Source organism: Salimicrobium jeotgali (assembly GCF_001685435.2).
GTDB lineage: Bacteria > Bacillota > Bacilli > Bacillales > Halobacillaceae > Salimicrobium > Salimicrobium album.
This window is the reverse complement of record NZ_CP011361.2, coordinates 593,325-618,786: the sequence shown is the minus strand read 5'-3', so window position 1 is coordinate 618,786 and position 25,462 is coordinate 593,325. Positions and strand designations below refer to the sequence as shown.

General features: G+C 47.6%; 31 protein-coding genes and 1 riboswitch. Of the genes, 10 read left to right on the top strand and 21 right to left on the bottom strand.

Annotation, left to right across the window (positions count from 1 at the left end; translation table 11 throughout):
- Nucleotides 1-54 precede the first annotated feature (54 nt).
- The 14 genes from AAV35_RS03065 to gvpQ form a co-directional block, all read right to left on the bottom strand.
- Entirely contained in the window at nucleotides 55-1,044 is a 990-nt protein-coding gene (locus AAV35_RS03065) for a LacI family DNA-binding transcriptional regulator (RefSeq protein ID WP_008586935.1), read from the bottom strand.
- 33 nt (nucleotides 1,045-1,077) lie between these two features.
- On the bottom strand, nucleotides 1,078-1,920 hold the full coding sequence (locus AAV35_RS03060; protein WP_008586934.1) for a Cof-type HAD-IIB family hydrolase: 843 nt from the start codon (nucleotides 1,918-1,920) through the stop codon (nucleotides 1,078-1,080).
- Between the two features lie 72 nt (nucleotides 1,921-1,992).
- Nucleotides 1,993-2,358 (bottom strand): gas vesicle accessory protein GvpU, encoded by a 366-nt coding sequence (gvpU, locus tag AAV35_RS03055; RefSeq protein WP_008586931.1) that lies wholly within the window; start codon nucleotides 2,356-2,358, stop codon nucleotides 1,993-1,995.
- A gap of 14 nt (nucleotides 2,359-2,372) precedes the next feature.
- The gene (locus AAV35_RS03050; RefSeq protein ID WP_008586930.1) at nucleotides 2,373-3,311 is read right to left on the bottom strand and encodes a hypothetical protein; all 939 of its coding nucleotides are present in this window, start codon (nucleotides 3,309-3,311) and stop codon (nucleotides 2,373-2,375) included.
- Nucleotides 3,308-3,631: a gas vesicle protein gene (locus AAV35_RS03045; protein WP_008586928.1), complete on the bottom strand. Its 324-nt coding sequence runs from the start codon at nucleotides 3,629-3,631 to the stop codon at nucleotides 3,308-3,310. The genes AAV35_RS03050 and AAV35_RS03045 overlap by 4 nt, the downstream gene beginning before the upstream one ends.
- A gap of 37 nt (nucleotides 3,632-3,668) precedes the next feature.
- Nucleotides 3,669-3,980, bottom strand: coding sequence for a gas vesicle protein K (locus AAV35_RS03040; protein WP_008586926.1), 312 nt, complete (start codon nucleotides 3,978-3,980; stop codon nucleotides 3,669-3,671).
- Nucleotides 3,964-4,212 (bottom strand): gas vesicle protein, encoded by a 249-nt coding sequence (locus AAV35_RS03035; RefSeq protein ID WP_008586924.1) that lies wholly within the window; start codon nucleotides 4,210-4,212, stop codon nucleotides 3,964-3,966. Before AAV35_RS03035 ends, AAV35_RS03040 begins: the two co-directional genes overlap by 17 nt.
- Before the next feature lie 12 nt (nucleotides 4,213-4,224).
- Nucleotides 4,225-5,034 (bottom strand): GvpL/GvpF family gas vesicle protein, encoded by an 810-nt coding sequence (locus AAV35_RS03030; RefSeq protein ID WP_008586921.1) that lies wholly within the window; start codon nucleotides 5,032-5,034, stop codon nucleotides 4,225-4,227.
- Nucleotides 5,035-5,045: 11 nt separating this feature from the next.
- A complete protein-coding gene (locus AAV35_RS03025) occupies nucleotides 5,046-5,297 on the bottom strand; it encodes a gas vesicle protein GvpG (RefSeq protein ID WP_008586919.1) in 252 nt (83 codons plus the stop codon).
- A 2-nt stretch (nucleotides 5,298-5,299) separates the two neighbouring features.
- Nucleotides 5,300-6,058, bottom strand: a complete 759-nt coding sequence (locus AAV35_RS03020) for a GvpL/GvpF family gas vesicle protein (protein ID WP_008586916.1) — start codon at nucleotides 6,056-6,058, stop codon at nucleotides 5,300-5,302.
- A gap of 12 nt (nucleotides 6,059-6,070) precedes the next feature.
- A complete protein-coding gene (gene gvpN, locus AAV35_RS03015) occupies nucleotides 6,071-6,910 on the bottom strand; it encodes a gas vesicle protein GvpN (RefSeq protein ID WP_008586915.1) in 840 nt (279 codons plus the stop codon).
- Between the two features lie 14 nt (nucleotides 6,911-6,924).
- Nucleotides 6,925-7,182, bottom strand: a complete 258-nt coding sequence (locus AAV35_RS03010) for a gas vesicle protein GvpR (RefSeq protein WP_008586912.1) — start codon at nucleotides 7,180-7,182, stop codon at nucleotides 6,925-6,927.
- A 21-nt stretch (nucleotides 7,183-7,203) separates the two neighbouring features.
- Entirely contained in the window at nucleotides 7,204-7,512 is a 309-nt protein-coding gene (gvpA, locus tag AAV35_RS03005) for a gas vesicle structural protein GvpA (RefSeq protein ID WP_008586911.1), read from the bottom strand.
- 124 nt (nucleotides 7,513-7,636) lie between these two features.
- A complete protein-coding gene (gene gvpQ, locus AAV35_RS03000; RefSeq protein ID WP_008586909.1) occupies nucleotides 7,637-8,110 on the bottom strand; it encodes a gas vesicle protein GvpQ in 474 nt (157 codons plus the stop codon).
- 147 nt (nucleotides 8,111-8,257) lie between these two features.
- Between gvpQ and AAV35_RS02995 the strand changes: the two genes are divergently transcribed.
- A complete protein-coding gene (locus AAV35_RS02995) occupies nucleotides 8,258-9,823 on the top strand; it encodes a long-chain-fatty-acid--CoA ligase (protein WP_008586906.1) in 1,566 nt (521 codons plus the stop codon).
- Nucleotides 9,820-11,040 carry an iron-containing alcohol dehydrogenase gene (locus AAV35_RS02990; protein ID WP_008586904.1) on the top strand — a complete coding sequence of 407 codons (1,221 nt, stop codon included), beginning with the start codon at nucleotides 9,820-9,822 and terminating at the stop codon, nucleotides 11,038-11,040. The genes AAV35_RS02995 and AAV35_RS02990 overlap by 4 nt, the downstream gene beginning before the upstream one ends.
- Nucleotides 11,041-11,134: 94 nt before the next feature.
- Here the strand turns inward: AAV35_RS02990 and AAV35_RS02985 are convergent, their stop codons facing one another.
- The 4 genes from AAV35_RS02985 to AAV35_RS02970 form a co-directional block, all read right to left on the bottom strand.
- Entirely contained in the window at nucleotides 11,135-11,446 is a 312-nt protein-coding gene (locus tag AAV35_RS02985; protein WP_237757015.1) for a mannitol dehydrogenase family protein, read from the bottom strand.
- A gap of 7 nt (nucleotides 11,447-11,453) precedes the next feature.
- Entirely contained in the window at nucleotides 11,454-12,725 is a 1,272-nt protein-coding gene (locus tag AAV35_RS02980) for a PTS mannitol transporter subunit IIBC (protein ID WP_008586900.1), read from the bottom strand.
- A gap of 140 nt (nucleotides 12,726-12,865) precedes the next feature.
- Complete coding sequence (locus AAV35_RS02975) at nucleotides 12,866-14,035, bottom strand: MFS transporter (protein WP_008586895.1); 1,170 nt, start codon at nucleotides 14,033-14,035, stop codon at nucleotides 12,866-12,868.
- An 80-nt stretch (nucleotides 14,036-14,115) separates the two neighbouring features.
- The gene (locus tag AAV35_RS02970) at nucleotides 14,116-14,550 is read right to left on the bottom strand and encodes a YkvA family protein (protein ID WP_008586891.1); all 435 of its coding nucleotides are present in this window, start codon (nucleotides 14,548-14,550) and stop codon (nucleotides 14,116-14,118) included.
- Nucleotides 14,551-14,697: 147 nt separating this feature from the next.
- Here AAV35_RS02970 and AAV35_RS02965 point away from each other — a divergent pair, with 147 nt between their 5' ends.
- Nucleotides 14,698-15,618, top strand: coding sequence for a prenyltransferase (locus tag AAV35_RS02965; RefSeq protein WP_008586889.1), 921 nt, complete (start codon nucleotides 14,698-14,700; stop codon nucleotides 15,616-15,618).
- A gap of 23 nt (nucleotides 15,619-15,641) precedes the next feature.
- On the opposite strand, the gene AAV35_RS02960 is transcribed toward AAV35_RS02965, so the two are convergent.
- From AAV35_RS02960 to AAV35_RS02950, 3 genes are read right to left on the bottom strand one after another with little or no spacing between them, the layout of a single operon-like run.
- Nucleotides 15,642-16,094, bottom strand: a complete 453-nt coding sequence (locus AAV35_RS02960; RefSeq protein ID WP_008586887.1) for a hypothetical protein — start codon at nucleotides 16,092-16,094, stop codon at nucleotides 15,642-15,644.
- A gap of 36 nt (nucleotides 16,095-16,130) precedes the next feature.
- Nucleotides 16,131-17,603 (bottom strand): Na+/H+ antiporter NhaC family protein, encoded by a 1,473-nt coding sequence (locus tag AAV35_RS02955; RefSeq protein ID WP_008586885.1) that lies wholly within the window; start codon nucleotides 17,601-17,603, stop codon nucleotides 16,131-16,133.
- Between the two features lie 27 nt (nucleotides 17,604-17,630).
- Entirely contained in the window at nucleotides 17,631-18,062 is a 432-nt protein-coding gene (locus AAV35_RS02950; protein WP_008586883.1) for an RrF2 family transcriptional regulator, read from the bottom strand.
- A 166-nt stretch (nucleotides 18,063-18,228) separates the two neighbouring features.
- Here AAV35_RS02950 and hmpA point away from each other — a divergent pair, with 166 nt between their 5' ends.
- The 7 genes from hmpA (at nucleotide 18,229) to AAV35_RS02915 (ending at nucleotide 25,393) form a co-directional block, all read left to right on the top strand.
- Nucleotides 18,229-19,416, top strand: a complete 1,188-nt coding sequence (gene hmpA, locus AAV35_RS02945) for an NO-inducible flavohemoprotein (RefSeq protein WP_008586881.1) — start codon at nucleotides 18,229-18,231, stop codon at nucleotides 19,414-19,416.
- Between the two features lie 246 nt (nucleotides 19,417-19,662).
- Entirely contained in the window at nucleotides 19,663-20,484 is an 822-nt protein-coding gene (locus AAV35_RS02940; protein WP_008586879.1) for a glutamine ABC transporter substrate-binding protein, read from the top strand.
- Between the two features lie 84 nt (nucleotides 20,485-20,568).
- On the top strand, nucleotides 20,569-21,225 hold the full coding sequence (locus AAV35_RS02935) for an amino acid ABC transporter permease (RefSeq protein ID WP_008586877.1): 657 nt from the start codon (nucleotides 20,569-20,571) through the stop codon (nucleotides 21,223-21,225).
- 5 nt (nucleotides 21,226-21,230) lie between these two features.
- Nucleotides 21,231-21,953 (top strand): amino acid ABC transporter ATP-binding protein, encoded by a 723-nt coding sequence (locus AAV35_RS02930; protein WP_008586875.1) that lies wholly within the window; start codon nucleotides 21,231-21,233, stop codon nucleotides 21,951-21,953.
- A gap of 338 nt (nucleotides 21,954-22,291) precedes the next feature.
- Nucleotides 22,292-23,272, top strand: a complete 981-nt coding sequence (gene guaC / locus AAV35_RS02925; protein WP_008586873.1) for a GMP reductase — start codon at nucleotides 22,292-22,294, stop codon at nucleotides 23,270-23,272.
- A riboswitch (purine riboswitch) is annotated at nucleotides 23,262-23,363 on the top strand. (Overlaps the previous gene by 11 nt.)
- A 153-nt stretch (nucleotides 23,364-23,516) precedes the next feature.
- Complete coding sequence (locus AAV35_RS02920) at nucleotides 23,517-24,101, top strand: xanthine phosphoribosyltransferase (RefSeq protein WP_008586871.1); 585 nt, start codon at nucleotides 23,517-23,519, stop codon at nucleotides 24,099-24,101.
- On the top strand, nucleotides 24,101-25,393 hold the full coding sequence (locus AAV35_RS02915) for a nucleobase:cation symporter-2 family protein (protein WP_008586869.1): 1,293 nt from the start codon (nucleotides 24,101-24,103) through the stop codon (nucleotides 25,391-25,393). Before AAV35_RS02920 ends, AAV35_RS02915 begins: the two co-directional genes overlap by 1 nt.
- The last annotated feature ends 69 nt before the right edge of the window (nucleotides 25,394-25,462 follow it).

The window sequence follows — 25,462 nt, the reverse complement described above, 5'->3', positions numbered from 1 at the left end:
CACTTTGTTAAAAAAGAAGATGTGTAATCGATTACACATCGTTGATATTTTTCACTATACACTATCTCTTTTTATAAGTCTATACTTGTGCATCATTTTTTTGCTGTGCTTAATTCCGGCCATCGTCTCAAGCAGCATCTCCCCGACTGCTTCCCCGGCTTCTTCGTTGTAATAATTCACTGTAGTTAAGGAAGGAGTGATGTACCTGGCCATAACGGCATCACCAATCCCCGCTACGGCTACGTCACCAGGGATAGAGAAACCCTGCTCTTTCAAATATTCCATTGCTCCTGTCGCCATCCGATCCGTGACGCAGAAGACAGCGTCCGGAGGATCGGAACGGTTGCCGGTAATGATCCGTTTCATAGCTTCGTAGCCTGAATCTATGCTGAAATCTCCTTCCGCCATCCAACTCTCTTTCACTTCCAGGTTCTGTCTCTTCATGGCCTCCGTGTAGGCGCTCTGCCTCAACTTTCCGACGGCAGGATCCGTTTCGGAGACACCGATAAAGCCGATTTTCCTGTGCCCTTTCCCGATAAGGAGCTGCATAATGTCTGAGGAAGCATCATAATCCGCATACGTGAGCGACGGTACCCCCGGGATATTTTGGCCAAGGGCCACCACGGGGATGGGAAAGGCTTCTATTTCCTGCTGAAGCCGCTCCCCGATGTTAGTAGCCAGAAGGATGATCCCGTCCGCCTGCCTGCTTTTGAGCAGGCGCAGATATTCAATTTCTTTATCCGGATCCAGTTCCGTATCCGTCAGCAGAATCTGCATGCCTTCCCGCTTCATAACTTTATTGATACCTGATACGACACGGCTTGATGTTTCCGTACTGATTTTCGGCAGAATAATGCCGATGACTCCCGTCTTTTTCGTGCGGAGCGTTTGGGCGGACTGACTAGGCATATACCCGGTTTCATTAATGACCTGTGCAATTCTTTCACTGGCTTCCTGGCCGACATAGCCGCTGTTATTCAGAAAACGGGACACGGTCGTCCGGGAGACACCTGCCAACTTGGCTATATCATTAATTGTAGTCATCTGACTCTCTCCTATTATCGATTAATCCGGAAACTATTCTTTCTCTTCCAGCGCTTCTTTCAAAAATTTATACACTCCATTTTCGGTATTCGGATAGTCGGTCACTTCCGGGAACTGATCTTTCAGCTCCTCGGGGGCGTTACTCATCACTACCGGTCTCCCTGCCAGCTCAAGCATCGGAATGTCGTTCCCGCCGTCCCCGATTGCAATCAGCTCTTCCGGAGCGATGCTGTAATAATCAAGCAGCAATTCAAGTGCCGAACCTTTACTGATACCTTCCTTCATCACTTCCACATTATGTTCAGAGGACGATGAAGTTATGAAAGGGGCCTTGTTTCCGCCCAGACTGACTTCCCAGTTCTCCAGTTTTTCCTGATCATTCGTAAAGAAGTAGACTTTCACTACTTCCTTCAAATCGGGATCCTCTTCAAGTTGGAGATGTTCTTTCCATACTTTCTGACGTGAATTCCACTCGTGCTCACGGACTGTTTCGGCTTTCGGCCCCTCCAGTTCTTCTACGAGGGATATTTCATCTTCTTTAAAAGAGATCCGTCTTCCGTCTTTTGTATGTATTTCATAATACAATCGGTGTTTACGATTTTCTTCAATCAGCTTCCGGACGATCTCTTCATCGAGCGTTTCGTCTGCAAGTATCGTTTCTCCGGCTACAGCCACCATTCCGTTGGCAGCGGCGATTCCATCAGGCCTCATGTCTTTAGCCAGAACTTCCTGCACATCACTGAGTGTGCGGCCGGTGGCAAGAAAAATATAGTAGCCTTTCTCCTGTAAAGATGAAACAAGGGAAAGGAGCTCATCGGTAATGATGTGTTCATCATTCAGAATCGTTCCGTCCATATCCAGTGCGACAGCCTTCATATAACGCCCTCCTTCTCTTTTTAATAATAACACAGGACATAACAAAACTGCCTTAGTTAAAAGGCAGTTTTGTTATTCTTCGACTTCTATTTTACCGAGAAAATACCCGTCCACCTGTTCAAGAGTACCTCTCCAGTAAACGCCGCCCTCTTCCGGGGTCGGAGTATCGGAGATGAACACTTTGGCGTCTTTCAGATGAATGAAAGAATAGTGCTCATGTTTTTGTTCTTTCGTCGATTCTGCAGCTTTCTCAAACTGCTCACTGATTTTCTGTGACGCTTCCCCGCCGTTTTCCAGCAGGTGGGAAGTGGCATTCAGATAATCGTGGGCAGACGTAAGAGTGCCTGTCACTAACGCCCCTTTCACCTGAAGGGTCAGATCGACCGTAAAATCTTCTTCATTCGCAGATTTAACGTACGTTTCTAAAATATCATCCATTCTTAGTCCTCCTCTCAGGATTCCTCTTCAGAAGAAGGGTGTACTGCATTTTCCTGATTCACCGTTTTCTTTTTACTGCCCGAGCTTTTCTTCACAGTATTCTGCTTGTTGGAAGAAGGTTCTACACGTTTGACGACGGAGGAATCCTCGTCATCTTTGTCTTGCTCATCTTTACTGTTCTTGCTTTCTTTTTTGGCTTTGCTGCCCTTCTTGCTGCTCTCATTCTTCTTATCTGAAGAAGTTTTCTTTTTCCCCGACTGGCCTGCATCACTTTCATCAGACTCATCGGAGTCGACAGAATCCGCAGAATTGCTGCTATTATCCTGTTTGCCGTTCCTATTTTTCTGGTTTCGGGAAGACTTGCTGCTGCCAGACTCATCCTCTTCCGATTCATCAGAACTGGTTTCGTTTTCTTCGTCGTCTTCATTTTTTTCTTCCTGGTCTTTCTGTTCGTTCTTCTCTTGTTTATTTCCTTTGAGTTTATCTTTCAGTTTGTCCCGCTTACGGGTGCTGCTTTCTTCCTCTTCCTCTTCGTCCTCTTCTTCGTCATTCTTCCTGTTCCGGGTCAGTTTGTCTTTGACTTTATCTCTTTTACGAGTCTCTTTCCTGTCAGAGTCTTCTCCGGAGTCCTCTTCTGATTCATCTTCATCATCGTTGTCATCTTTGCTGATTTTAAGCTTTTCTTTCACCTTATCCCGCTTACGGACATCTTTATCCTCATTTTCTTCCTTGCTGCTGTCATCCTGCTTTTCGTTCTTTTTCGATTCTTTTGCGGGTTCTTTCTTATCTTTTGACCCTTTTTGTTTCGACTGCTCTTTTTTCTGATCGGCTTCCTCTTCCCCGGATTTGTCACTGACGTCCGGTTTGAAAATCCATCCGACGAGGGCACCGAGCGTGCCCCCGACAATAGCTCTTAACATTTTACTGGAGCTTTTTTTATTTTCATTACTCATTTGTTATCCTCCCCTATCTGTGTACGGTCACTGGCCATACTGTTCTCCAGTTTTTCCAGTCTTTCTTTCAGCTCCCTGTTCTCATCTTCCACTTCTTTTCTGGCTGCCTGCGAATTCAGGAACGGGTCGCTTTCCCACCAGTCCATTCCGATTTCTTTTGCCTTATCGACGGAGGCGACAATCAGACGGATCTTTATGGTAAGAAGCTCCACGTCAGCGATGTTGACCCTGATATCCCCGGCAATGACCACACCTTTATCCAGTACGAGTTCCAGCACATCGACGATACTGTCGGATCTGGTTGACTGTTCTATAGGCATACGATTTCCTCCTTCTTCATTATCAGATGAGACGTGTTTACATAAGTTTGCCGAGCGGTCCGAGGTCGAGGTTAAGATCTTCATCGGTAAGATTGAAGACTTCCTTCAGCTCGTCCATTTTCGTCTCCAGATTCATCAGGGCTATGCCTAATTCCTCTTCCTGCTCTTCTGTGAGTCTTCCGCCTTCCACTCTTCGGATGGCCTGACGTTCTACGAGATCCCTGAGAAGTTCAATCACCGTAAGCACAAGCTGCGCGAGTCCTTCTTCGGCGCCGGCCGGATCCAGTTCAATTTTCCCACTTTTTTCCGGTACCTTAGCGCTCTCCGGTACGTTAGTCTTCTGTGGCACGTTCTAACGCCTCCCTCTCTTCATCAAATTTAATAGAAGCTATTTCTCTCTCTCTGGCTTCAGCAAGAGTTTCTACAGCAGCAATCAATATTTTTAAGTCTACATAGACAAGATCGATCCCGGCGATAGAGATGACCAGGTCCCCCTGGATAGCGACGCCTTTATACAGAACGGTATCCAGTATGTCTATAAGCGCAATGTCTTTATTTTCATAGGGATCACTAACCGCCATATGCTCTCCTCCTTACTCTTCCATAGTGGCAAAGTGGTAAGCCGGCCACGGTCCGGTCGCTTCAATCAGCCAGCCGTCTTCTTCTTTTTCTTTCTCCATTTCCCTGATTTGATCGAGAAAGCTTTCCAGATCCTCACTAACCACCAGGAAGGCGGAATTCAGAGCCATTTCGTCTTCCCTTCCCGTTACATCTTTCTTCCAGTTCTTCTTCCTTTCCGAATCTTCACTGTATCCTGCTAATCTGTCGTACATTTCTTCGGCTTTCTTCTCCTGGTCCTTGAACATTTCTTCTTCGATGAATTTATCGAGCTTCTTCTTCTCAAGGTACTGGCGCCCTTTACTCATCTGTTCTATTTCCTCACGCTTGGCTTTCACGTTTTCATTCGCTTCCGCCACCCGCTCATAAAACGTTTTCGGATTAATATAAGCTTTCACATTCCACTCTTCTTTTCCTTCAAGTGTTTGGAGGGTGTGTTGGAGGTGTTCTTCTTTTTCTTCAATCATCTGTTTAAGACTTTCTACAGATTCAAAAATAGTGCCGAACTTCATCGGAAGGACGGTGGTATGACGTTGAAGTTCAAGAAGAGCTTCGTGATGATGAAAAGCTTTTTCCTGTATCCAGGCTGTGTTGTTGGAGTTCTCCTCCATCGCTGTCTCTCCAAATTCATCTTCGCTCACTTTCGTAACAACAGCCGCTAATCCCCCGAAATCTTCGACGTATGGGAGGTCTTCCCCCTCTATAGCCGATTTCTCGGGATTCCAAAGTTCATTGATGTCGTGTCCTTCCGGTATAATTCCATACAAATATACTAGTTTTCCCATAAGTCTTCCCCCTACGAGTCCATCATTTCATCTATTTCTTCGAGTTCCATACGTTTCGCCTGTTCATACCTTGCGAGCAGAACTGCTTCCTGCTCTTCGAATACCTTCTCATCCACTTCACCAAGCTCGTACATCATTTGAAGCTGCACAAGCTTCTGCTGAATCGTTTCCAGGTCATACAGTTCCTTGTCCACTTCCTCTTTCACTTTCTCTCCGACTTTCACGACGAGATTCAGCGGGGCAGTAGCAAGTTTATGAATCATGTTTAATTCTCCACCTTTAATTTCATATTAATGAAGTTATATGCAGGCCATGGTCCTGTGTAATGGAAGTCCACTTTATCTTTCCAACGTTCATGAAGTTCATTCACTGCTTCGTCGAATGTTTCCTCTTTCTCTTTTTCTATCAGGTAAGCACCGTTCAGCAGCATCTTTTCTCCGGAAGGTTCATTCGATTTAGCCGAAACCGCTTCAGATTCCAGTTTGGAATGGATATCCGTTTCCACTTCCTCCCGTTTTTCTTTTACGAGATTCGCAGCCATTTCACCAAGTTTCATCCGGTCAAAGTAGCCGGCTTCCTTGGATTTTGCATCCACCCGTTTCTTCTGGGCAGTCAGCGTTTCATTTCCGGAAGTCAATTCCTCCAGCCACTCCTTCTTCGCGGTGACTTTCAGTCCGACTTCTATTTTTCCATGCACTTCCGGGAACAATTTCACAAGTTCCGGATGCAGATTCTCAAGAAGAGCATTAACATCTTCTTCGGAGCGGAACACATTGCCGAAACTGACCGGTACGACATCAAACTCTCTTTCCATCATGCCTGAAATCACGCCCTGATGGGCAGTAAGATTTTTACGGTTCGGTGTAAAAATACGTTTTGATACCGGCGCCACTACTGCAGCGGCTTCTTTGAATTGCAACGTATACGTTTCTGTCATTTCTTCATCAAACGTAACCGGGCCGAAAGATTCCTTCTCTTCCGACCGGATGATACCAAAAAGGTAAATGCCATTTTCCTCTTTCACGTCATATTCCCCCTATTTACTGAACAGTTCTTCAAACTCTTCGTCGCTCATATCATCCTCATGATGCCACAAAATGTCATAGCATACTTCACGGAAGTTAGGGTTGTCCCCTGACACTTTCATCTGGTAACGATCGGCGACTTTGGCTATCATGAGTGGCAGGCGCACACTGCCGCCCTGTTCATTCTTTTTCTCTTCCGCGCGGGATACGATGGAAAGAATCATGCTGATATCCTTATCCTTAAGCGATGTTTCGGAAGCCAGAACCTGGTGCTTTCTTTCTTCTTCCATAAGCTGAAAGCGCATCGTAATCATCCTGTCTCTCAGTGCGTCCTGGGAAGGATGGACGCCTGAGTATTCCAGAGGGTTACTCGTAAAAATCATCGCAAACTTCGGGTGAACATCAATATAGGACGCCGTCCGTTTGGTGCCGAATAACGGGAGAATCCTCTCTTCCAGCACCGGTAGGAAAAGGTTGTTCACGGCCGGTGACGTTCTGGTGAATTCATCGTAAATGACCGTATGCCCCTGCTCGACAGCTTCATAAAGTCTTCCTTTTTTCCAGGACTCTTCTACATTCTCTTCCACTTTGCGCACGGTATGAATGTAGTTGTCATCCAGTTTATTACGTTTGTAGCCGCTGAAAGAACCTATCAGATCATTCGTGGAAAGATCTTCGTGACCGCTCATGAAAATAACCGGCCGGTTCCGCTTTTTCGCCAATTGAAGAGCGGAGGTCGTTTTACCGACCCCCGGAGGTCCTGTGAAATGTACGGGGAAACCCGTGTTCAAATATCTGAGGGAGCGTTTAATGAGACTTTCCTGATAATCTTCTTTTCGACGGGTAGTCACTGAAGCTCCCTCCTTCATGACGACTGCTCTTCAAGGTCTGTCCGGTAACGAAGGCTTACCCGCTGAAAACTTGATACTTCATCATCTTCGACGAACACTTCATATAGACCTATCATTTCATCATGTGCATATTTCTTCATATATTCTCTTTCTTCAACCACTTCCACCAGACCGCGATAGCCGCCTTCCTGCTGTTTCTCCATGGCGACTATCTTGTGTGGTGGGGCGATTTCATCTTCAAAAAATTCTCTAACGATTTTAATCGCCTTCATAACGAGAAAGCCCTCCTCACGTTAAACGTTGAATTCACTCTTTTCGTTCGATCCGCCTGATGAAGCAATTCTCGAAGATCCGCGACTGCTGAGGCGCTCTTCTACACCTTCCACACCTTCATCTTCCACTTCATCACGCAGAAGACCTACTGCTTCTGCATATCTCAACCACGTATCCACACTTGCTATAACCACACGTGCTTCAATGGTGATCAGTTCTATACCTACAACGGATACACGGGCATAGGCGTCGATTACGATACCTTTATCCAAAATCCTGTCGATAACTTCGGCCAAGCTGGAACTGTCTGTTGACTTTTGTACTGCCATGTTTCATTCCTCCTTAAATTTGGATTCATACTTACCTTTCCCAATAGAACAGCTGTCTACACGACATTACAGAATGTTTCAATAAATAAACAATAGGCACTACGTCGATTTTCCTTCTATTTGCTCAATCGTTGTAGGACGGAATATACGGTACTCCCTTTATATCTTTCGGTGTTTTTATATCGTTGACTCCTTTTATTTCATTGACGCTTTTCAAATCATCGGCGTGTTTTACTTTCTTGGTGGAAGAACCGCCGATTTTCTCCTGCAGCTGTTCGCCGGATTCTTTCACTTCTTTCACTTTTTCACCGGCTTTCTCCAGCCCTTCCTGCATTTTTTCTTCCGCTTCGTCACTCTTTTCGTCCACATATTCCGCATTTTCCTGCACCTGTTCCTCGAGAGATTCCTTCATATCGGAAGCTTTTTCCTGGATGGATGCTTTGAACTGCCCTTTAGCTGTCTCCTGCACGCCTTCTTTCGCTGCTTCCTGCGTTTCTTCGACCGCTTCTTCCGGGTCGTCCGATTTTTTCAAAGCTTTCTTTACATTAGGAATGACATTTCCAGCCAGTCGCACGAACTTTCCAGCTCCTTCTAACATAGGGACCTCCCTCCACGTTTTTCGGTTTTATCGAGTATTCCCTCTCTTTTTTAAATTAAACGTGTATTCGTGTTTTATAACAGATATTTAAAACGCTTACATATTTATGGTATAATTCCCGTAATTATATAAAAGGGGGTTCAGAATATGGAATTATTGCTTACTGATTTTTTGGACAGGGCCGTAACGGTTTACGGTACGAAAGAAGCTATCATCGACCAGGATGGTTATGCCCATACATATAATGAGGTATATAAAAGGGTTCAGCAGCTCTCTCATGGACTTTCGAGTCTCGGCGTGGAAAAGGGGGATCGTGTAGCTTATCTCGCTCCGAACACCCTTGAAATGTACGAAGGGTTTTACGGAGTGTTTCAGACCGGAGGAATCATGGTCTCCCTGAATACCCGCCTGAAACCGGAAGACTACCGCTTCATCCTTGACCACAGTGGCAGTAAAGTGCTGTTCGTGGACTATGAACTCGTGCCTTTAATCGAACCTATTGTAGAACAGCTTGACACCGTAGAGCATATTATCGTTCATGGCGAGGAAGAGGATAAAAACGGGATGCCGGGGTATGAAAATTGGCTCGCTTCTTTTCCCGACTCCGATTTCCCCCGTGCCGATGTAAAAGAGAATGATACGGCGACGCTTCTTTATACGAGCGGCACGACCGGGAACCCGAAAGGCGTAATGCTTACACATAGAAACAACTACCTTCACGCTCTCTCCATCCAGCATCATTTGAGAGTGAGCGATCAGGACAAACTTATCCATATTCTTCCGATGTTCCACGTGAACGGCTGGGGGTCCCCTTTTTACTACACAGCCAATGGTGCTACGCAAATCATGCAGAAAAAAGTCATACCCGAAGAGATTCTGGAAAAGGCTCACAAACATAACGCTACCGTTATGCATATGGCGCCTACGGTCCTTAACGGCCTGATCAGTAAATATCATGAAACGAAGCCCGAGACCCCCGATAATATGCGTCTGGTCATTGCAGGCTCCGCTCCGCCGAAGGCTTTCGTGAAAGAAATCGAAGAAGAAATCGGCTGGGAGTTTTATCAGGTCTACGGCATGACCGAATCCTCCCCGCTCAGTACCGCTTCCTATATATCTACGGAGGAAGAGTACGAAGGTGATGATTATTATGCAGCGAAAGCGAAAGCCGGACTTGAAGTGATCGGTACAAAAGTGCGGGTAGTGGACGAGGAAGGTGAAGAAGTCGCGAAAGACGGGAAAGAAGTCGGAGAAGTGATTGTAAAAGGACCCGGCGTAATGAAAGGCTACTGGAAGAACGAAGAAGAAACGAATCGCACGCTGCGGAACGGGTGGCTCTACACCGGAGATATGGGTACTGTGGACGGATACGGAAGAATCGCCATCACCGACAGAAAAAAAGATATCATCATCAGCGGCGGCGAAAACATCTCTTCCATTGAAGTGGAAAGTGTCTTTTATGATCACGATGAAATCCAGGAGGCGGCCGTTATAGCTCTTCCTCACGAAAAATGGGGAGAAACGCCGCATGCGATCATCGTACGTAAGGAAGGTTCCGAGTTGAGCGAAGATGAAATCATCTCATTTTCACGGGAAAAACTTGCTCACTTCAAATGTCCCACAGCCGTCACATTCCTGGAAGAACTTCCGAAAACAGCAAGCGGAAAAATCCAGAAAGTGAAGCTTCGCAACCTGGCAGTAGAAGAGTCATGATCAGTCTGCAGAAGAAAATCGCATACCGCGCTTTCCAGAAAACGATGAAAGCATCCAGCCGTCTTCTTCCCTGGCGGCGTCCGGAACTTTATCAGGGGGAAGGAAGCGTTCTGTCCCTTGCCGAACAGCTCGGGAAAGACGGATTTGAAAGAGTGCTGATCGTTACGGACAGCGGAGTAAAGACTTCCGGAATCATGGAGGCTTTCCTCCAGAATATATGGGAGCAGGGCATTGAGTACGTCGTTTATGACCGGACCCTGCCGAACCCGACGCTCGATAACATCAGAGATGCGCTGCACGAATACAGCTATCATCACTGTCAGGCGATCATCGCTTTCGGGGGCGGCTCCCCGATGGATTGTGCCAAAGGGGTAGCTGCGAAAGTAGCCTGTCCTGACAAAACAATCGAAGATATGAAAGGGCTGTTCCGCGTGAGAAGAAAGACGCCTATGCTTATCGCTGTACCGACCACGACAGGTACAGGGAGTGAAGGGACGGCGGCTACCGTTATTTCCAATCCGGCACACCGGGAGAAGTATCCTTTGATCGACCTTTCCCTCATTCCCGATAAAGCAGTTCTCGATGTGGAGCTCGTTCTGAACCTTCCTGCCCAAATAACGGCGACTACCGGGATGGACGCCCTCACTCATGCGGTGGAATCCTACATCGGAGGAAGCGGCACGAGGGAAACCCGACTCCTGAGCCGTAAAGCGGTCAGACTTATTTTCGCAAACCTGCTCACCTCCTACCATCATCCCGGCGACAGGGAGGCGCGTTTCGCCATGCAGCAGGCCGCCTATTACGCAGGTCTTGCTTTTACCAGAGCCTACGTCGGCTACACGCATTCCATCGCCCACACACTCGGCGGTTTTTACGGCACGCCGCACGGAGCAGCGAACGCCGCTCTTTTGCCTCACGTACTTGAGTATTACGGAGAGACCGTATACGAAAGTCTGGCAGACCTTGCTGCCAGTGCCGGCATAACGACTTCTTCGATGAACGACAGGGAAAAAGCCGAAGCTTTCATTACATCAATCAGGAAGATGAACGAAGAAATGAGTATAGAAGAGACTTTTCCGGAAATAAAAAAAGAGGATATCCCTGCAATGGTTGAAAAATCACTGCAGGAAGCACATCCTCTTTACCCGGTTCCTAAATTTATGTCTGCACACGAAATGACACGTATTTACGAAAAGGTAAGTGCACAAAAAGTATGATTCAGATTGCATCATTGTCCGGACGATTCCGGAAGAAATACTGAACAGCCCCACCGGAAGCTATACCAGGGTTTCCGGCGGGGCTGTTTTCACGTCAATCCAGCTTTTTCGCTATAGCTTCCACCAGTTCGTCCCGGTCATCCAGACCCGTTATTTCTTTGAAAGCTCCAAGCATCCCCATTCTTGTCCGCAATTCTTTCAGCCTTACAGCTTCCTGGTCCTCGCTGTTTTCATAGGTGAGAGCAGACATAATTGTTTCTATAAGATTCACGGGGTCTTCATGCATCGTTTGAATATATGTCCGGGCCGGTTTCACGAGGCGGTCATCCGGGCCGAGCTTCCGTATCGGACCTCTGCCCACTCGGGCTACGAAGTCGGAAAGATCCGGATTGTTGAAACGTTCTATGATTTTTTCAATATACCGAAGCTCCCATAGCGCTGGATCCTATTCCTGCATCACAGGCGAAAATGATGCGGTCGACTTCCTTCTTGTCTACGTCCGGAACCTCTCCGGCACTCGTTGCAGCTGCAGTCGGCTCCTGTTCTGTCTTCTCTTCGCCGGTAGAAGTGATAGCGGAAGAAACGCTGCTCTTCTTCCCTTTCATTCCTTCCATCTTTTCGGTAGCTTCATTTAAATCGCCTTCTCCTTTCTCTTTACTGAATTTAAGGATAAGCGAAGCGACAAGCAGTGAGGCAAGTGTCGCCGTCAAAATACCGAAAGCTACTCCTAAATGGTCACCGTTCGCAGTAAGACCGAGAACTGCGAACACACTTCCCGGGGATGGAGTGGACGTCGCTCCTACTCCCATCGCCACATAAGTCGCCGTACCGGTCACACCACCGGCCATAGCCGCCAGGATAAGCGTCGGTTTCGCAAGAATATAAGGAAAGTAGATTTCATGGATACCACCGAAAAAGTGGATAACGGCAGCGCCCGGAGCCGTCTGACGGGAGACTCCTTTTCCGAAAAACATGTAGGCGAGCAGAACGCCGAGACCGGGACCCGGGTTCGTCTCAAGCAGGAAGAGAATAGACTTCCCTGTTTGCTGAGCCTGATCCACTGCCAGCGGACTTAAAATTCCGTGGTTGATCGCGTTGTTAAGAAAGAGTATTTTTGCCGGTTCAATGAATAAGTTGACGAGAGGAAGCACTCCCCAATTAATCATGAGTTCGACCGCTGCCCCAAGAACAGTGGTGAGCCCCGCCACTACGGGACCGATAAGGAACAGACCGAATCCTGCCAATATCGCACCGGCAATTCCGGCGGTGAAATTGTTGATGAGCATTTCAAAACCGGAACGGATTTTCCCTTCAAGCGCATCATCAATAAGTTTGATGCTTAATCCGGCAAGCGGACCGATGATCATCGCTCCCATGAACATAGGTGTCTCCGGTGCACCTACGATAACTCCCATCGTGGCAATTGCACCGAGCACTCCGCCCCGTATGCCGTGGATAAGACGGCCTCCGGTAAAACCGATCAGTAAAGGCAGCAGGTACGTAATCATCGGACCTACAAGTGAAGCCAGATCTTTATTCGGTAAAAATCCGTCTTCAATAAATAATGCCGTAATCAGACCCCAGGCAATGAAAGCCCCGATATTCGGCATGATCATTCCACTGAGAAAGCTTCCGAACCGCTGTACTTTTGCGCGGATTCCGCCCTGTTTTTCTGCTTGTTCCATCCTCGATTCCTCCTTTGTTGTTACCTTAATAATAAAGCGATTACATGGAGGGGAACAAGAAAACAAAAACACGTCTTTGTCACAACTGCGATGATAAAAATTAAAAGCGGAAATAAGCCCGGAGCATTCTCTTTATGAATTCACGATAACCACTTCTTCATTACCATCGTAAGCAGCGCCCCCGTGACAGCGAGTGCGGCGGCAAAGTAAAAAGGAGCGGTCAGCCCGGCCCCTTCTGCCAGCTTCCCGGACACGTAAGGGCCTGCAAAAATGCCAATGGCGTACAGCGACTGGAACATTCCCATTACTGCCATACCGTCCCCTTCCTTCCCCAAAGCAGCTGCCCGGCCAAGTAGGAGGGGGAGAATCATACCAAGCGCGAAGCCTGTACCTGCATGCAAAAGCAGGAAGCCTGCAAACGAAGCCGTGGGCAGAACTGCCAGAAAAACTGCAGAGAGCAGGAAACTTCCGAACACCAGACGTAATCCGCTTCCTTCCCTGAGAGGTATGTAGGCTAGAGAAAGAGACGTGAGCATATGCGGAAGAAAGAAGGCAACGACGAGCCACGTAATCGCCGATTCCGAATGCCCCTGTTCCACAATATAAAGAGGAGAAAAACCAAAAATAGTGATGAACAGGATAGCGTAAGCAAAAAGCGATAGACCGGAGATCCCCCACACTTCTCCCATACCCAGCGTTTTCATAAAAATCTGCCGGAATGTCCGCTCGCCTCTCTCTGTGTCGGATTTCATTTCCGGAACGGCCAGTAAAAGGAGAGCTCCTATGACGCTGAATACGGAAGCGGCCCAGAATGGAAAGTCCCATCCGTACCAGCTGATCAGTACAGAACAGAGAAGCATACTGACGAATTGGGTGAACACGGTCATGAACTGCATCGTACTCATCGCCTGCGTACTTTTGGATAGCGGGAAGTTCTGACCGTACATAATAGTTGCCATTACCCACATGGAGGCCGTTACTCCGGCGAGGAGACGTCCGATAAGAATCAGGGAAAACGTTTCGGATACAGCAAGAATGACTCCGCTTCCGGTACCGATCATGAATCCGAGCAGAAGCCACTTTTTCTTATTCCCGCTCATCCATTCAAGCAGTACTCCGAGCGGCCATCTGAACAGAACCTGAGTGATTCCGTATGCTCCGAGGATTATCCCTATCTCGGAGTAATAAAGATCGATACGTTCCAGATAGACGCTGAACGTCGGTACATATATGTAAGTTGCGAACCAGAAACAGAATATGGCACCGAGAAACATGACGTGCTCTCTCCCGGTCCAGAAATTATCTTTCATTTCACCCCTCCTACTGATGATTAGTTATTACCCGTTATTTTCAGGTTGAATTTTTGTTATAAAAAATAACCCCCGGTATTTCAGGAGTTATTTTCGGCAGCTGTTTCCTCTTGTTCCTGCGCTTCCTTCCATTCACGGAACGCATCCAGATCTTCGTTGATCACTCTCATCGTATAACCGAGAAGAGCAAGGTCATCCACGTACCCAAGCGGAAGGAAATCCGGCCACGCGTCTACGAGAGTCACGAAATAGAGAAGCGTCACTACAACCATAACGATCGTTTTGTTGGATACATCTCTGTATTCTCCCCGTTTGTACGCTCTGAGGAGAGAAGCCAGAAGCATGATCTTCTCTACAGCTTCCTTAAGATACCCTTCATTTTTCTCAGCTTTCTCTTCCGCATTTTGAAACAGCTGTTTCATCTTGGACGGATTCGACATGTATTCTCTTACTGTTCCTCTATTCTTTCCCATGAAATCACGATAAAGTTTTTTAGGGTCGAACTTCTTCTTCATAATGCTATCACTCCTTCTAGACTGTTGTTTTCCCTTACCCTTCACCTGTAAACGTTCCTTTTCGAACGAATATTTCCCGGGAAATGGGGAAGTTCAATTGCTATTCCTTCTTCCCCTCTGTAAAATAAAGCAAAAAGGAGGTTTACGATGGATGTTCCTTCGCTATTTCGGACAGCCTTCACTCTGGTAAGACTCATCGCCGTCCTTTTTTCAAGCTTCGCAGCAATTATAGCCACCATTCTGCCTATGTATCTGTACTATTCCTATTCTGCAGGAGAGCTTACGCTCGTTCTCCTCTTACTTCTTGCAGGAGCGTTACTTATCCACGGGTTTCTCACACACGTACTGAACGACTATGCCGACAGTATGTCCGGCACGGATGATAAAAGCCCGGGTATTCTTTCAGGAGGAAGCCGCATTATTCAGAATAACCTCGTTACTGCCGGGACACTCCTCAAAATCGGCATCATTTCTATTATCGTCATTCTTACTGCAGGCATCGTCCTCTTTTTCTCCGGTTACATAAAAATAGCTATTTTATTGCTGATAGGACTCTGGAGCTCCATTACCTACTCCATGCCTCCGCTGAGACTGGGCTATTATCCATTGGTCGGGGAATGGTTCTCCATGTTTCCTGCTGTGTTCTTCATAGGGCTTGCAGGTCCCTGGATCATTATGGAGTCGCCGCCCCTCTGGGCATATCAGAACGCCCTCCTCATAGCTCTGTTTACTCAGGCCTGGGTCATGGTCCACCATATTCCGGACCGGTTTGCGGATGAGAATGCTTCACCTCCCAAAATTACGACTGTCGTATGGATGAAAAATAAATTTGGAGACACGTACAGCCGTGCACCCGCCCTCCTCTATTTTCTTTTATGCAGTCTCTGTGCCTTTTGGATTTTTATGGAACGTCCAATAGCAGGGGCTGGAGCGGCTATTTTATCTTTCGCAGCCATTTTCATCGTGCTTCGTATGGATGTTGACGACAACAAAGATGTTTCACGAAAACAAAAGAAATTATTCCTTCTCACAGCAATCGTCGGTCTGTGGTCAGGATTATTCATCTGAAAAACACAGGGAAGGAGAGCCGTTCAGAGTCTCTCCTTCATTTCTTTTACAATCGACTTTTTCCACTCCTCTTTTTGCCGTTCATACTGTGCTTTCAGTGTGGAAGCTTTCTCTTCTTCCCCTGCCTGCTGTAACTGCTCGTGCAGATCCTGAAATTTTTCATCCGTTTTCTCTTCCAGTTTTTTTGCAGCCGGCTCATATTTTTCATACATATCAAGGTAGGAACTCTCTTCTTCCAGGTCTTCTTTCACCTCTGTCTTAAGTTCTGCAAGCCGGTCTTCCGCCTGGGTGAGTAAACTTTCATAGCTGTCTTTCACATTCGACTGTTCACGATTCGTTTCGAGATTATAGTCGTCTTCTACAATTCTGCTTATTTCCGGGTCCTTTATCTCGTTTCCGGAAGTGAGGAAAAAGGCGCCAAATACTCCTCCCGCTACGAGAAAAGCAATAATCAAAACTCCGGCAACATACTTCACCAGTCGGACACCTCACTCGCACTTATATGTGCAGTATTATTTTTCATCACCCGGTTTCACTTCCTCACCGTTTTTACCTTTGAATCTGAGGCCCCAGCCGGTCCAGCCGGCAACGAACATTACGATAAGAAGCCCCCATCCCTGGTAAACGAACGGGAATACTTCCATCGGCGATACGACTGTAACGTAGTCGTAGTTTTCGGCCGCCGTCTGAATCGTTGTCCACGCAAGCAGCACGCCCGCACTCCACGGAAATATGTAGCCGAGTGCCGAAGTTACAGTATCCAGAAAGTTAGCCCGGCGGTAGGGATGGATATTCATTTCCTCTCCTATTTTTCTCACAAAAGGTGCAGCTGCAATTTCAGCCGCCGTATTGATTGTAATGAATACGTTGAGAAAAGCTACAATTCCGAACATGGTAAGCTCTGCGCGCCGGACGACGTTTTTGATGATTCCGAGAAAGAAATCTTTGATTCTCTCCATTGTGCCTGCTGCTTCCAGCAGATGAGCCGATGCCATAATGAACAGTATGAGAATAGCCATATTGAAGTAGCCGCTGATCCCTTCGATAAGAGCTCCTTCGACTACCGCATCTCCTGCACTGTTTTCATAGATGTTAAGTACACTCGTAAGAGGCACGTCCATGAATAAGATGAAAACGATGACGGCAAGAATCCCCCAAGTAAGCGAAGTGATCAGATGCTGGCCGCTAAGTGCCAGGTAAAGAACGAGCGCAAACGGAATCAGCATAAGAAGACCGCTCGCAGCCACTTCACTTTCCAGTTCGGCGACAAGAGCAGCATCTCCTGTCTGACCGCCTCCCCCGGTAAAATAAAACAGCAGGGCTGCCGGGACAGCTGCAAAAACCGAGTATTTGAAACGGGAACGCACAACACCGGGCACGTCTGCGTCCTGAGTCGTTGCGGATACGATGGTCGTATCGGAGACCGGCGCAAGGTTATCTCCGAAAACGGCACCGCTCAAAATAGCAGCCAGCAGAATAACGGGGTCCGCACCGAGGACGATCCCTGCCGGATACATAAGGATACCGAACGTGGCCACCGTCCCGTACCCTGTACCTACAGCAGTCGAGAAAAGAGAAGCGAGCAGAAACGTAAGTACGACGTACCCTCCCCCTTCAAGACCTGTCTGGAAGCCGAACCAGATAAGCCCGTCCACGAGACCTCCGGCCGAAAGAAGAGTGGCGAACATACCGGCCCAGAACCAGGCGATGATGGCAACAATACCCACAGGCTGCGCCATACCACTGATCAGCGACTGGGCATAGTCCGCCCATTTGGACTTGACGAAAAACAGCCCGATCCCGACACCGATGACTATACCGAGTATCAGTGCCCGCTCCGTGACGAGATTTGTCACACTGAGCGTAATCGCCCATATAATGAAAAAAACGAGTGGAATCGTGGCAGCGAACGGTCCGCCACGAAAATCCAGTCGTTTTACTTCTCTTTCTCCAGTAGCTTCATTAATCGCGTCGTTACCATTCATACTTCTCCCACCTAACTATTCCTGTGTTTAGTTTAAAAACTCCTCAAGCTGCTGCCTGTTTTCGACGATATCCGCAAGCGTGTACGCATCAAGCACTCTCAGAAATTCTCTGAGCGCTCTCCCCGTGATACTTTTCAGTTTACACACGGGAGAAATGACGCAGTAATCCGTATCGCAACTGAAGCACTCAAACAGATTGAAGTCATCTTCCATCACCCTCACCACTGCCCCGACGTTGATGTCCTCCGGGGGCCTGGCCAGACGGATGCCGCCGTTTCGGCCGCGCACCGTTTCCACATACCCCGATTTCTGAAGTTCATGGACGATTTTGGCAAGATGGTTCATCGATATCCCGAAAGCTGCGGAAATCTCTTTCTTACTGGCCAGTTCCCCGTCCTCTTTCACCGCGGTGAACATAAGAACGCGCAGAGCATAGTCTGTATATTTCTTTAATCTCATATTTCATTCCTCATTTTCACTTTTCTCGTACCACTTATGGTATCATATCCGCTTTTGATTCCGTTAACAAAATATTCATAAAAGACTCTGCAAACCCATTGTTATTCATTTTAAATACTATTATCATAAAGGTATATTAAAAATACATCTTTTGGAGGTTGAGAATATGGCTACTCAAGTAACAAGCCGTTTAGATGAAAGAACAAGAGAAATTGTGAAAGCGACCGTACCGGTGCTCGCAGAACACGGTGAGGCCATTACCACCCACTTTTATAAAAGAATGCTCACGGAACGTCCCGAACTGAAAAACTATTTCAACATGACTCATCAGAAAGACGGAAAGCAGCCACGTGCGCTTGCGAACGCGGTCTATGCTGCCGCCAGCCACATTGATGATCTTTCCGCCATCGCTCCGGCCGCTGAAACGATTGCTGAAAAACACGTTAGCCTCAACATTCGTCCGGAACATTATCCGATTATCGGAGAATATCTCCTTAAAGCGATCAAAGAAGTTCTTGGTGACGCAGTAGATGAAGAAGTCATTGACGCCTGGGAACTCGCCTACGGAGAGATAGCCGACCTTTTCATCAGTATCGAAGATGAGAAGTACAAAGCAAGTGCCTGGACGGGATACCGTCTTTTCACTATCCATAAAAAAGTGAAAGAAAGTGAAGAAATCACCTCTTTCTATTTGAAACCGGAAGACGGAGGTTCTCTTCCTTCCTATCGGCCCGGTCAGTACATCGGTATCAAAGCGGATATCCCTGATTATCCGCATACGCAGCGCAGACAATACAGTTTATCCGATGCCCCGGGCAAGGACTATCTGCGCATCAGCGTCAAACGTGAAGGCGGAACGGAAGAAATTCCTGCCGGGCTCGTCTCCACCTGGCTTCATGACCAGGTACAGGAAGGGGATGTCGTGCCGATAAGTGCACCTGCCGGGGACTTTTACCTCAATGAGTCCACTTCCCGCCCGGTCGTGCTGCTTAGTGGAGGTGTCGGCCTTACTCCTCTCATGAGTATGTACAAGAAAACACGGGACGAGCGCGACGTTTACTTCATTCACGCTGCCAGAAACGGCGGTGTCCACGGGTTAAAAGAAGAGATGGACGGTGAGCAGACGTACGTCGTCTACGAAACACCTTCCGAAGAGGATAAAACGCTTGCCGCTTACGATAAAGCCGGGTACGTGGATCTCGACTGGCTCAGAAACGTTGTCCCGAAAGAAGCGGACTTCTACTTCTGCGGTCCTGAAGGATTCATGCGTGCCATGAACGGAGCCCTGCACGAGTGGGGAATTCCTGATGAGCAGGTCAATTATGAATTTTTCGGCCCTAAAGGCACTCTGTAAATTTTTATAGAAACAAACTCCGGTATCGAAGCAGTTTCGCCCGCAGAAAACAATTTGTTTTCTGCGGTTTTTTCATGTTGGAACGTATAGGGACGGCAGCATGAGTATTTAAAAGGAAAGCCCTCTCTTTCTTCATCGAACCCCGTTATACGGGAGTATATCCTGCAATCTTCAATTATTCAGAATATTTACTTTATTGCTAAAGTTTGCAATAATTAAAGGTATCTTATAAGAGGGGGAAAATTGATGAAAAAGTGGTCAGGTCTTTTAATTATTTCATTCTTCATCTTGTTACTTGCAGCCTGTGGTTCATCCGAAGAGAGCGATGCCAACGAAAGCAAAGAATCATCCGGTGATGAAGGGAAAAGCGGGGAGTCATACACTGTCGCCACCGATAACAACTTCGTCCCTTTTGAATTTCTGAACGAAGATACAGGTGAAATGGAAGGTTTCGATATGGATCTTATCCGCGCCGTAGCCGATGAAGCCGGTTTTGAAGTGGAAATCGAATCCATGAAGTTCGACGGAGTGGTGGCCGGTATGCAGTCCGGACGATATGATATCGGAATTGCCGGTATGACTATCACCAAAGAACGTGCGGAAACGATCGATTTTTCGGAACCATATTATGACGCCGGACTTACAATCGCCGTTCAGGAAAGCAACAGCGATATCAAATCGGAAGATGACCTGGCAGGAAAGAAAGTCGGGACACGTTCCGGTACTACGAGTGAGCAGTACCTGAAAGAAAACCATCCCGATGCCGAAGTTGTCACTTTTCCGGGTATTGTGGAAGCATACATGGACCTGCAGGCAGGACGGGTGGACGCAGTCATGTATGACGTCCCGAACGTTAAGTACTACGTAAATAACGATGCCAAAGGTGAGCTGAAAACGGTCGGCGAGACGCTTCAGGGAGAACAGTATGGTATAGCTTTCCCTAAAGATTCCGAACTTGTAGACCCTGCCAACGAAGCTCTTCAGACACTGATCGACAATGGAACGTATGATGATATTTATGAAGAGTGGTTCGGTGAACGTAAATACGGCACGGAATCCTCGGAATAAACCAGCTCAGGCGTAGCGGTATTCTGTTACGCCTGATTTTTACCATTTCAATCATCCATTCATAGTGAAGGAGCGTTCGTTTACATGGAAGCATTTATGGAGTCTCACTACATACGGGTACTGCCTTTCCTGTTCGAAGGGCTGATCTGGACTCTGATCATTACCGGAGTCGGTCTGTTTTTCGGATTCATTCTCGGAGCCATCTTCGGAATGGGACGATTATCTAAAAATAAACTCATTTACGGGATCTCTTCTATTTACGTGGAGGCTCTCAGAGGGACACCGATCCTTGCCCAGATCCTGTTCATTTATTTCGGTCTCCCCGACCTTCTCGGGTTCAATATCGATAAAATCAGTGCGTCCATCATAGCGATTTCATTAAATGCCGGAGCCTACATAGCAGAAATCGTCCGTGGCGCCGTCTACTCCATCGATAAAGGACAGAGCGAAGCAGGCCGCTCCATCGGTCTGACCAGGTCTCAGACGATGAGATATATCATATGGCCCCAGGCTTTCAAACGGATGATTCCGCCTCTTGGAAATCAGTTCGTTATCAGCCTGAAAGATACATCCCTTTTCTCGGTAATCGCTGTGGGAGAACTGCTGTATATGGGGCAGCAATACTACGGTACCACTTTCGCCGCTTTTGAAGCTCTCACGATGGTCTGTCTTCTCTACCTTGCAATCACGGTGCCGACAGCCCTGTACCTTCGTAAAGTGGAAAGGAGACTGGATGTATGAGTGAAATGATTACAGTGAATAACCTGCATAAATCTTTCGGAAAAAACGAAGTGCTGAAAGGGATCGACATGAAAGTGAAGGAACAGGAAGTCGTGTGTGTCATCGGGCCATCCGGTTCGGGTAAAAGCACGCTGTTACGCTGTCTGAATCTGCTCGAAGAGGTGACTTCGGGGGACGTATTCATCGAAGGCGACAACCTTACCGGCAAAAACGTAAACATCAACGAAGTACGTACGCGCGTAGGAATGGTCTTTCAGCACTTCAATCTTTTCCCGCACATGACCGTAATGGAAAATATTACGATCGGGCCGATGAAAATCAAAAACGTTTCCAAAGAACAGGCCAGAAAAGAAGCCATCCCGATTCTAAGGAAAGTCGGCCTCGAAGAAAAAGCGGACGTTTATCCCGAGAGCCTCTCCGGGGGCCAGAAACAGCGTGTAGCCATCGCCCGTTCTCTTGCGATGAACCCGAAAATCATGCTTTTTGATGAGCCGACCTCGGCCCTCGACCCGGAACTGGTGGGAGACGTTCTCGAAGTAATGAAAGATCTGGGGAAAGAAGGTATGACCATGGTCGTCGTTACACACGAAATGGGATTCGCCCGTGAGATGGGAGACCGGGTTATTTTTATGGACGAAGGGGTTATTATGGAAGAGGACATTCCGGAGAATCTGTTCGGGAACCCCCAGCATGAACGGACCAGAGAGTTTTTAAGTAAAGTTTTGTGAAAGTATAGAAACAGAAACCGAACATTCACGCCGACGGCGATGATGTTCCAGGAACAGCACATAGACTTCTGCGGAGCCGGATCGGTCCCTGCCACCTTTAAATCAGCCGATATGACTGATTCCGGCAGTCTGATCCAAATTCGCGCAGGACTTATGTGCTGTTCTTTTGTTATGGTTCCGAAAATAGTAGTTCCGGCTAAAAACCGAACATTTATTTTATAATTAAAATATTGTTCGGTTTTTACTTTGACAAACATCCAAAATTCCTTTACATTATTCATAGACCGAATGATAAACATAAACACATAAAAAATATTCGCTTTTAGAGGTGAAAAATCATGGAAAACGTTTTTGACTATGAAGATATACAGCTCATTCCTTCGAAATGTATCGTTTCGAGCCGTTCGGAATGTGACACTTCCGTTTCGCTCGGAAAACACACGTTCAGATTACCGGTCGTACCGGCCAACATGCAGACCATCGTGGACGAGTCCCTCGCTAGGAAACTCGCGGAAAACAATTATTTCTACGTGATGCATCGGTTCGAACCGGAGAAACGGCTGGATTTCGTACGGGAGATGAAAAAGGCCGGACTCATTTCTTCGATCAGTGTCGGCATAAAAGATGAGGAATATGACTTCCTTGACACGTTGAAAAAAGAAAACATGGTCCCTGATTATATGACGATCGATATTGCACACGGTCACTCGGACGCTGTTTTGAACATGCTCCGCTACATCAAGAAAGAACTGCCGGAAACTTTCGTTATCGCCGGGAACGTAGGCACACCGGAAGCTGTGCGTGAACTCGAAAATGCCGGAGCGGACGCTACGAAAGTCGGTATCGGTCCCGGTAAAGTCTGTATCACGAAAATGAAAACCGGTTTCGGTACCGGAGGATGGCAGCTGGCTGCAGTCCGCTGGTGCTCAAAAGCCGCAACGAAACCGGTGATCGCCGACGGAGGTATCCGCACACACGGAGATATAGCCAAGTCGATCCGCTTCGGTGCAAGCATGGTCATGGTCGGTTCTCTGTTCGCCGGTCACGAAGAATCTCCCGGAGACACGAAAGAAGTGGACGGCACTCTTTATAAAGAGTACTTCGGCTCCGCCTCCGAGTTTCAAAAAGGTGAGAAGAAAAACGTGGAAGGTAAAAAAATAGTCGTGGAACATAAAGGGACCATCAAAGACACCCTTACGGAAATGGAACAGGACCTTCAGTCCGCCATCTCCTACGCAGGAGGAAGAGATATCGAAGGACTGCGCCACGTCGATTATGTAATCGTCAAAAACTCGATATTCAACGGAGATAGAATCTGATTTTCTTTTTCATATAATAGCAGGGATATGGCCTGCGAGTTTCTACCGGTCCCCCGTAAAGGGACTGACTATGAAAAAGCTGTTACGTGCCGGGAAGGACTCTTATTTCGGGAAGCCTTTCCGATTCCGCTTATGAGGGAAACACCCCTGTAAGAGACGCGTCTGCTTTTTCACAGCAGATGCGTCTTCTTTATTTATAAACGAAAATGTTTGGTCAAAACCCTTTGTTAGGAGATGCTGCCTTATGAAAGCACTTGAAGAAAAAATAAGAGAAGAAGCCGTGGTCCTCTCGCCTTCTGTCATTAAAGTCGATTCTTTTCTGAACCACAGTGTGGACCCTTCGTTCATGAAGGATATCGGGGAAGCTTTTTACACGAAATTCAAAAATGAACCCGTCACGAAAATTATAACGCTGGAGTCCTCAGGTATCGCTCCTGCTGTCATGACCGGACTGTTTTTTGACGTACCGGTCGTGTTTCTCAGAAAACAGAAGTCACTGACTCTGAACGATCAGCTGTTCACCGCGGACGTATATTCCTATACAAAAGAAACGACGAACAGCATAAGTATATCGAAGGAGTATCTTAGTGAGAATGATCACGTACTGATCATTGACGATCTTCTCGCCAACGGCCAGGCCCTTAAAGGGATGATCGATATCGTACGTGAGTCCGGTGCAGGGCTGGCCGGATGCGGCATCGTCATCGAAAAAGGCTTTCAAAACGGAGGTTCCGACTTAAGAAAGAGCAATATCCGCATCGAATCACTGGCGATTATAAGCGAAATGACCGAAGAAACGATCACTTTTTCTGAGAGGGAGGAAGATTGATGAAAACAGCTGCACTCGGTTTCCAGCATCTGCTCGCCATGTATACAGGCGCCGTTCTTATTCCGCTGATTGTAGGAGGAGCCCTCGGGCTATCATCCGCCCAGCTCACCTATCTCGTCGCTATCGATCTGCTTATGTGCGGGGTCGCCACTATCCTTCAGGTAATCCGGACGAAATGGTTCGGCATCGGGCTTCCGGTCGTCCTCGGATGTACGTTTACAGCAATAGGTCCGATGATTGCGATAGGAGGCCAGTACGGAGTGTCCGGAATATACGGAGCTCTCCTCGCCTCCGGTCTTCTCGTTATGCTCTTCGCCCGCTTCTTCGGAAAGCTCGTCCGCTTTTTCCCGACCGTCGTGACAGGAACTGTCGTCACGGTGATAGGAATCACTCTCATACCTGAAGCAATCAAAAATATGGGCGGCGGCGAAGGAGCAGAAGATTTCGGTTCCGCATCCAACCTTCTTCTCGCGTTCGGCACGCTTGCCGTCATCATCGCTCTGTACCGGTTTTCAACCGGATTCACGAGAGCCATTTCCATCATGCTCGGACTTATTGCAGGTACGGTGATTGCCGCTTTCTTCGGAAAAGTGGATTTCCAGGCCGTCGGAGAAGCTGACGTATTCCACATGGTAGAACCTTTCTACTTCGGGATGCCTACGTTTCACTGGTCGGCGATTTTGACTATGACGCTCGTCGCCATGGTGTCTCTTGTGGAATCCACAGGGGTCTACTTCGCTGTCAGTGATATGAGGGACGAAGTTCCGGACGAGAAAGACCTCACCCGCGGGTACCGTTCGGAAGGTCTTGCTATCTTTCTCGGCGCCGTCTTCAACGCTTTTCCATACACAGCTTTCTCTCAAAATGTCGGACTGATGAATATGACGGGGGTAAAGTCGCGGAAGGTTATTTTCACAACGGGAGGTATGCTGATCATCCTCGGTTTCCTTCCAAAAATCGCCGCGGTCACTACTGTCATCCCGACACCGGTTCTCGGAGGTGCGATGCTTGCGATGTTCGGCATGGTAATTTCCCAGGGCATCAAAATGCTCAGCCCGGTTATCCGCGATTCCACGGAAAACTCGATGATCGTCGCCTGTTCCATCGGAATGGGGCTCGGTGTAACGACCGTTCCCGAGCTTTTCCGTTCGCTTCCGGAAGGCATACAGATTCTGACAAGTAACGGTATCGTAGCCGGAAGCCTGACCGCCATCGTTCTCAACATCGTCTTCCACGCCTCTTTTTCGAAAAAAAGCGCAGTGGAAGTGCCGGCTGCCGAAAGAGCTTCCTGAACTATTCCGAAACAGTACATGGACTCCTTACGGGGAGCGATGTGCTGTTTTTTTATTATTTCCACGGAC

Excerpts from the sequence above, each read along its gene's own strand:
- AAV35_RS03065 (WP_008586935.1), bottom strand. The coding sequence starts at position 1,044 with ATGACTACAATTAATGATATAGCCAAGTTGGCAGGTGTCTCCCGGACG.
- AAV35_RS03060 (WP_008586934.1), bottom strand. The coding sequence starts at position 1,920 with ATGAAGGCTGTCGCACTGGATATGGACGGAACGATTCTGAATGATGAA.
- gvpU (WP_008586931.1), bottom strand. The coding sequence starts at position 2,358 with ATGGATGATATTTTAGAAACGTACGTTAAATCTGCGAATGAAGAAGAT.
- AAV35_RS03050 (WP_008586930.1), bottom strand. The coding sequence starts at position 3,311 with ATGAGTAATGAAAATAAAAAAAGCTCCAGTAAAATGTTAAGAGCTATT.
- AAV35_RS03045 (WP_008586928.1), bottom strand. The coding sequence starts at position 3,631 with ATGCCTATAGAACAGTCAACCAGATCCGACAGTATCGTCGATGTGCTG.
- AAV35_RS03035 (WP_008586924.1), bottom strand. The coding sequence starts at position 4,212 with ATGGCGGTTAGTGATCCCTATGAAAATAAAGACATTGCGCTTATAGAC.
- AAV35_RS03030 (WP_008586921.1), bottom strand. The coding sequence starts at position 5,034 with ATGGGAAAACTAGTATATTTGTATGGAATTATACCGGAAGGACACGAC.
- AAV35_RS03025 (WP_008586919.1), bottom strand. The coding sequence starts at position 5,297 with ATGATTCATAAACTTGCTACTGCCCCGCTGAATCTCGTCGTGAAAGTC.
- AAV35_RS03010 (WP_008586912.1), bottom strand. The coding sequence starts at position 7,182 with ATGAAGGCGATTAAAATCGTTAGAGAATTTTTTGAAGATGAAATCGCC.
- gvpA (WP_008586911.1), bottom strand. The coding sequence starts at position 7,512 with ATGGCAGTACAAAAGTCAACAGACAGTTCCAGCTTGGCCGAAGTTATC.
- gvpQ (WP_008586909.1), bottom strand. The coding sequence starts at position 8,110 with ATGTTAGAAGGAGCTGGAAAGTTCGTGCGACTGGCTGGAAATGTCATT.
- AAV35_RS02995 (WP_008586906.1), top strand. The coding sequence starts at position 8,258 with ATGGAATTATTGCTTACTGATTTTTTGGACAGGGCCGTAACGGTTTAC.
- AAV35_RS02990 (WP_008586904.1), top strand. The coding sequence starts at position 9,820 with ATGATCAGTCTGCAGAAGAAAATCGCATACCGCGCTTTCCAGAAAACG.
- AAV35_RS02980 (WP_008586900.1), bottom strand. The coding sequence starts at position 12,725 with ATGGAACAAGCAGAAAAACAGGGCGGAATCCGCGCAAAAGTACAGCGG.
- AAV35_RS02975 (WP_008586895.1), bottom strand. The coding sequence starts at position 14,035 with ATGAAAGATAATTTCTGGACCGGGAGAGAGCACGTCATGTTTCTCGGT.
- AAV35_RS02970 (WP_008586891.1), bottom strand. The coding sequence starts at position 14,550 with ATGAAGAAGAAGTTCGACCCTAAAAAACTTTATCGTGATTTCATGGGA.
- AAV35_RS02965 (WP_008586889.1), top strand. The coding sequence starts at position 14,698 with ATGGATGTTCCTTCGCTATTTCGGACAGCCTTCACTCTGGTAAGACTC.
- AAV35_RS02955 (WP_008586885.1), bottom strand. The coding sequence starts at position 17,603 with ATGAATGGTAACGACGCGATTAATGAAGCTACTGGAGAAAGAGAAGTA.
- AAV35_RS02950 (WP_008586883.1), bottom strand. The coding sequence starts at position 18,062 with ATGAGATTAAAGAAATATACAGACTATGCTCTGCGCGTTCTTATGTTC.
- hmpA (WP_008586881.1), top strand. The coding sequence starts at position 18,229 with ATGGCTACTCAAGTAACAAGCCGTTTAGATGAAAGAACAAGAGAAATT.
- AAV35_RS02940 (WP_008586879.1), top strand. The coding sequence starts at position 19,663 with ATGAAAAAGTGGTCAGGTCTTTTAATTATTTCATTCTTCATCTTGTTA.
- AAV35_RS02935 (WP_008586877.1), top strand. The coding sequence starts at position 20,569 with ATGGAAGCATTTATGGAGTCTCACTACATACGGGTACTGCCTTTCCTG.
- AAV35_RS02930 (WP_008586875.1), top strand. The coding sequence starts at position 21,231 with ATGATTACAGTGAATAACCTGCATAAATCTTTCGGAAAAAACGAAGTG.
- guaC (WP_008586873.1), top strand. The coding sequence starts at position 22,292 with ATGGAAAACGTTTTTGACTATGAAGATATACAGCTCATTCCTTCGAAA.
- AAV35_RS02920 (WP_008586871.1), top strand. The coding sequence starts at position 23,517 with ATGAAAGCACTTGAAGAAAAAATAAGAGAAGAAGCCGTGGTCCTCTCG.
- AAV35_RS02915 (WP_008586869.1), top strand. The coding sequence starts at position 24,101 with ATGAAAACAGCTGCACTCGGTTTCCAGCATCTGCTCGCCATGTATACA.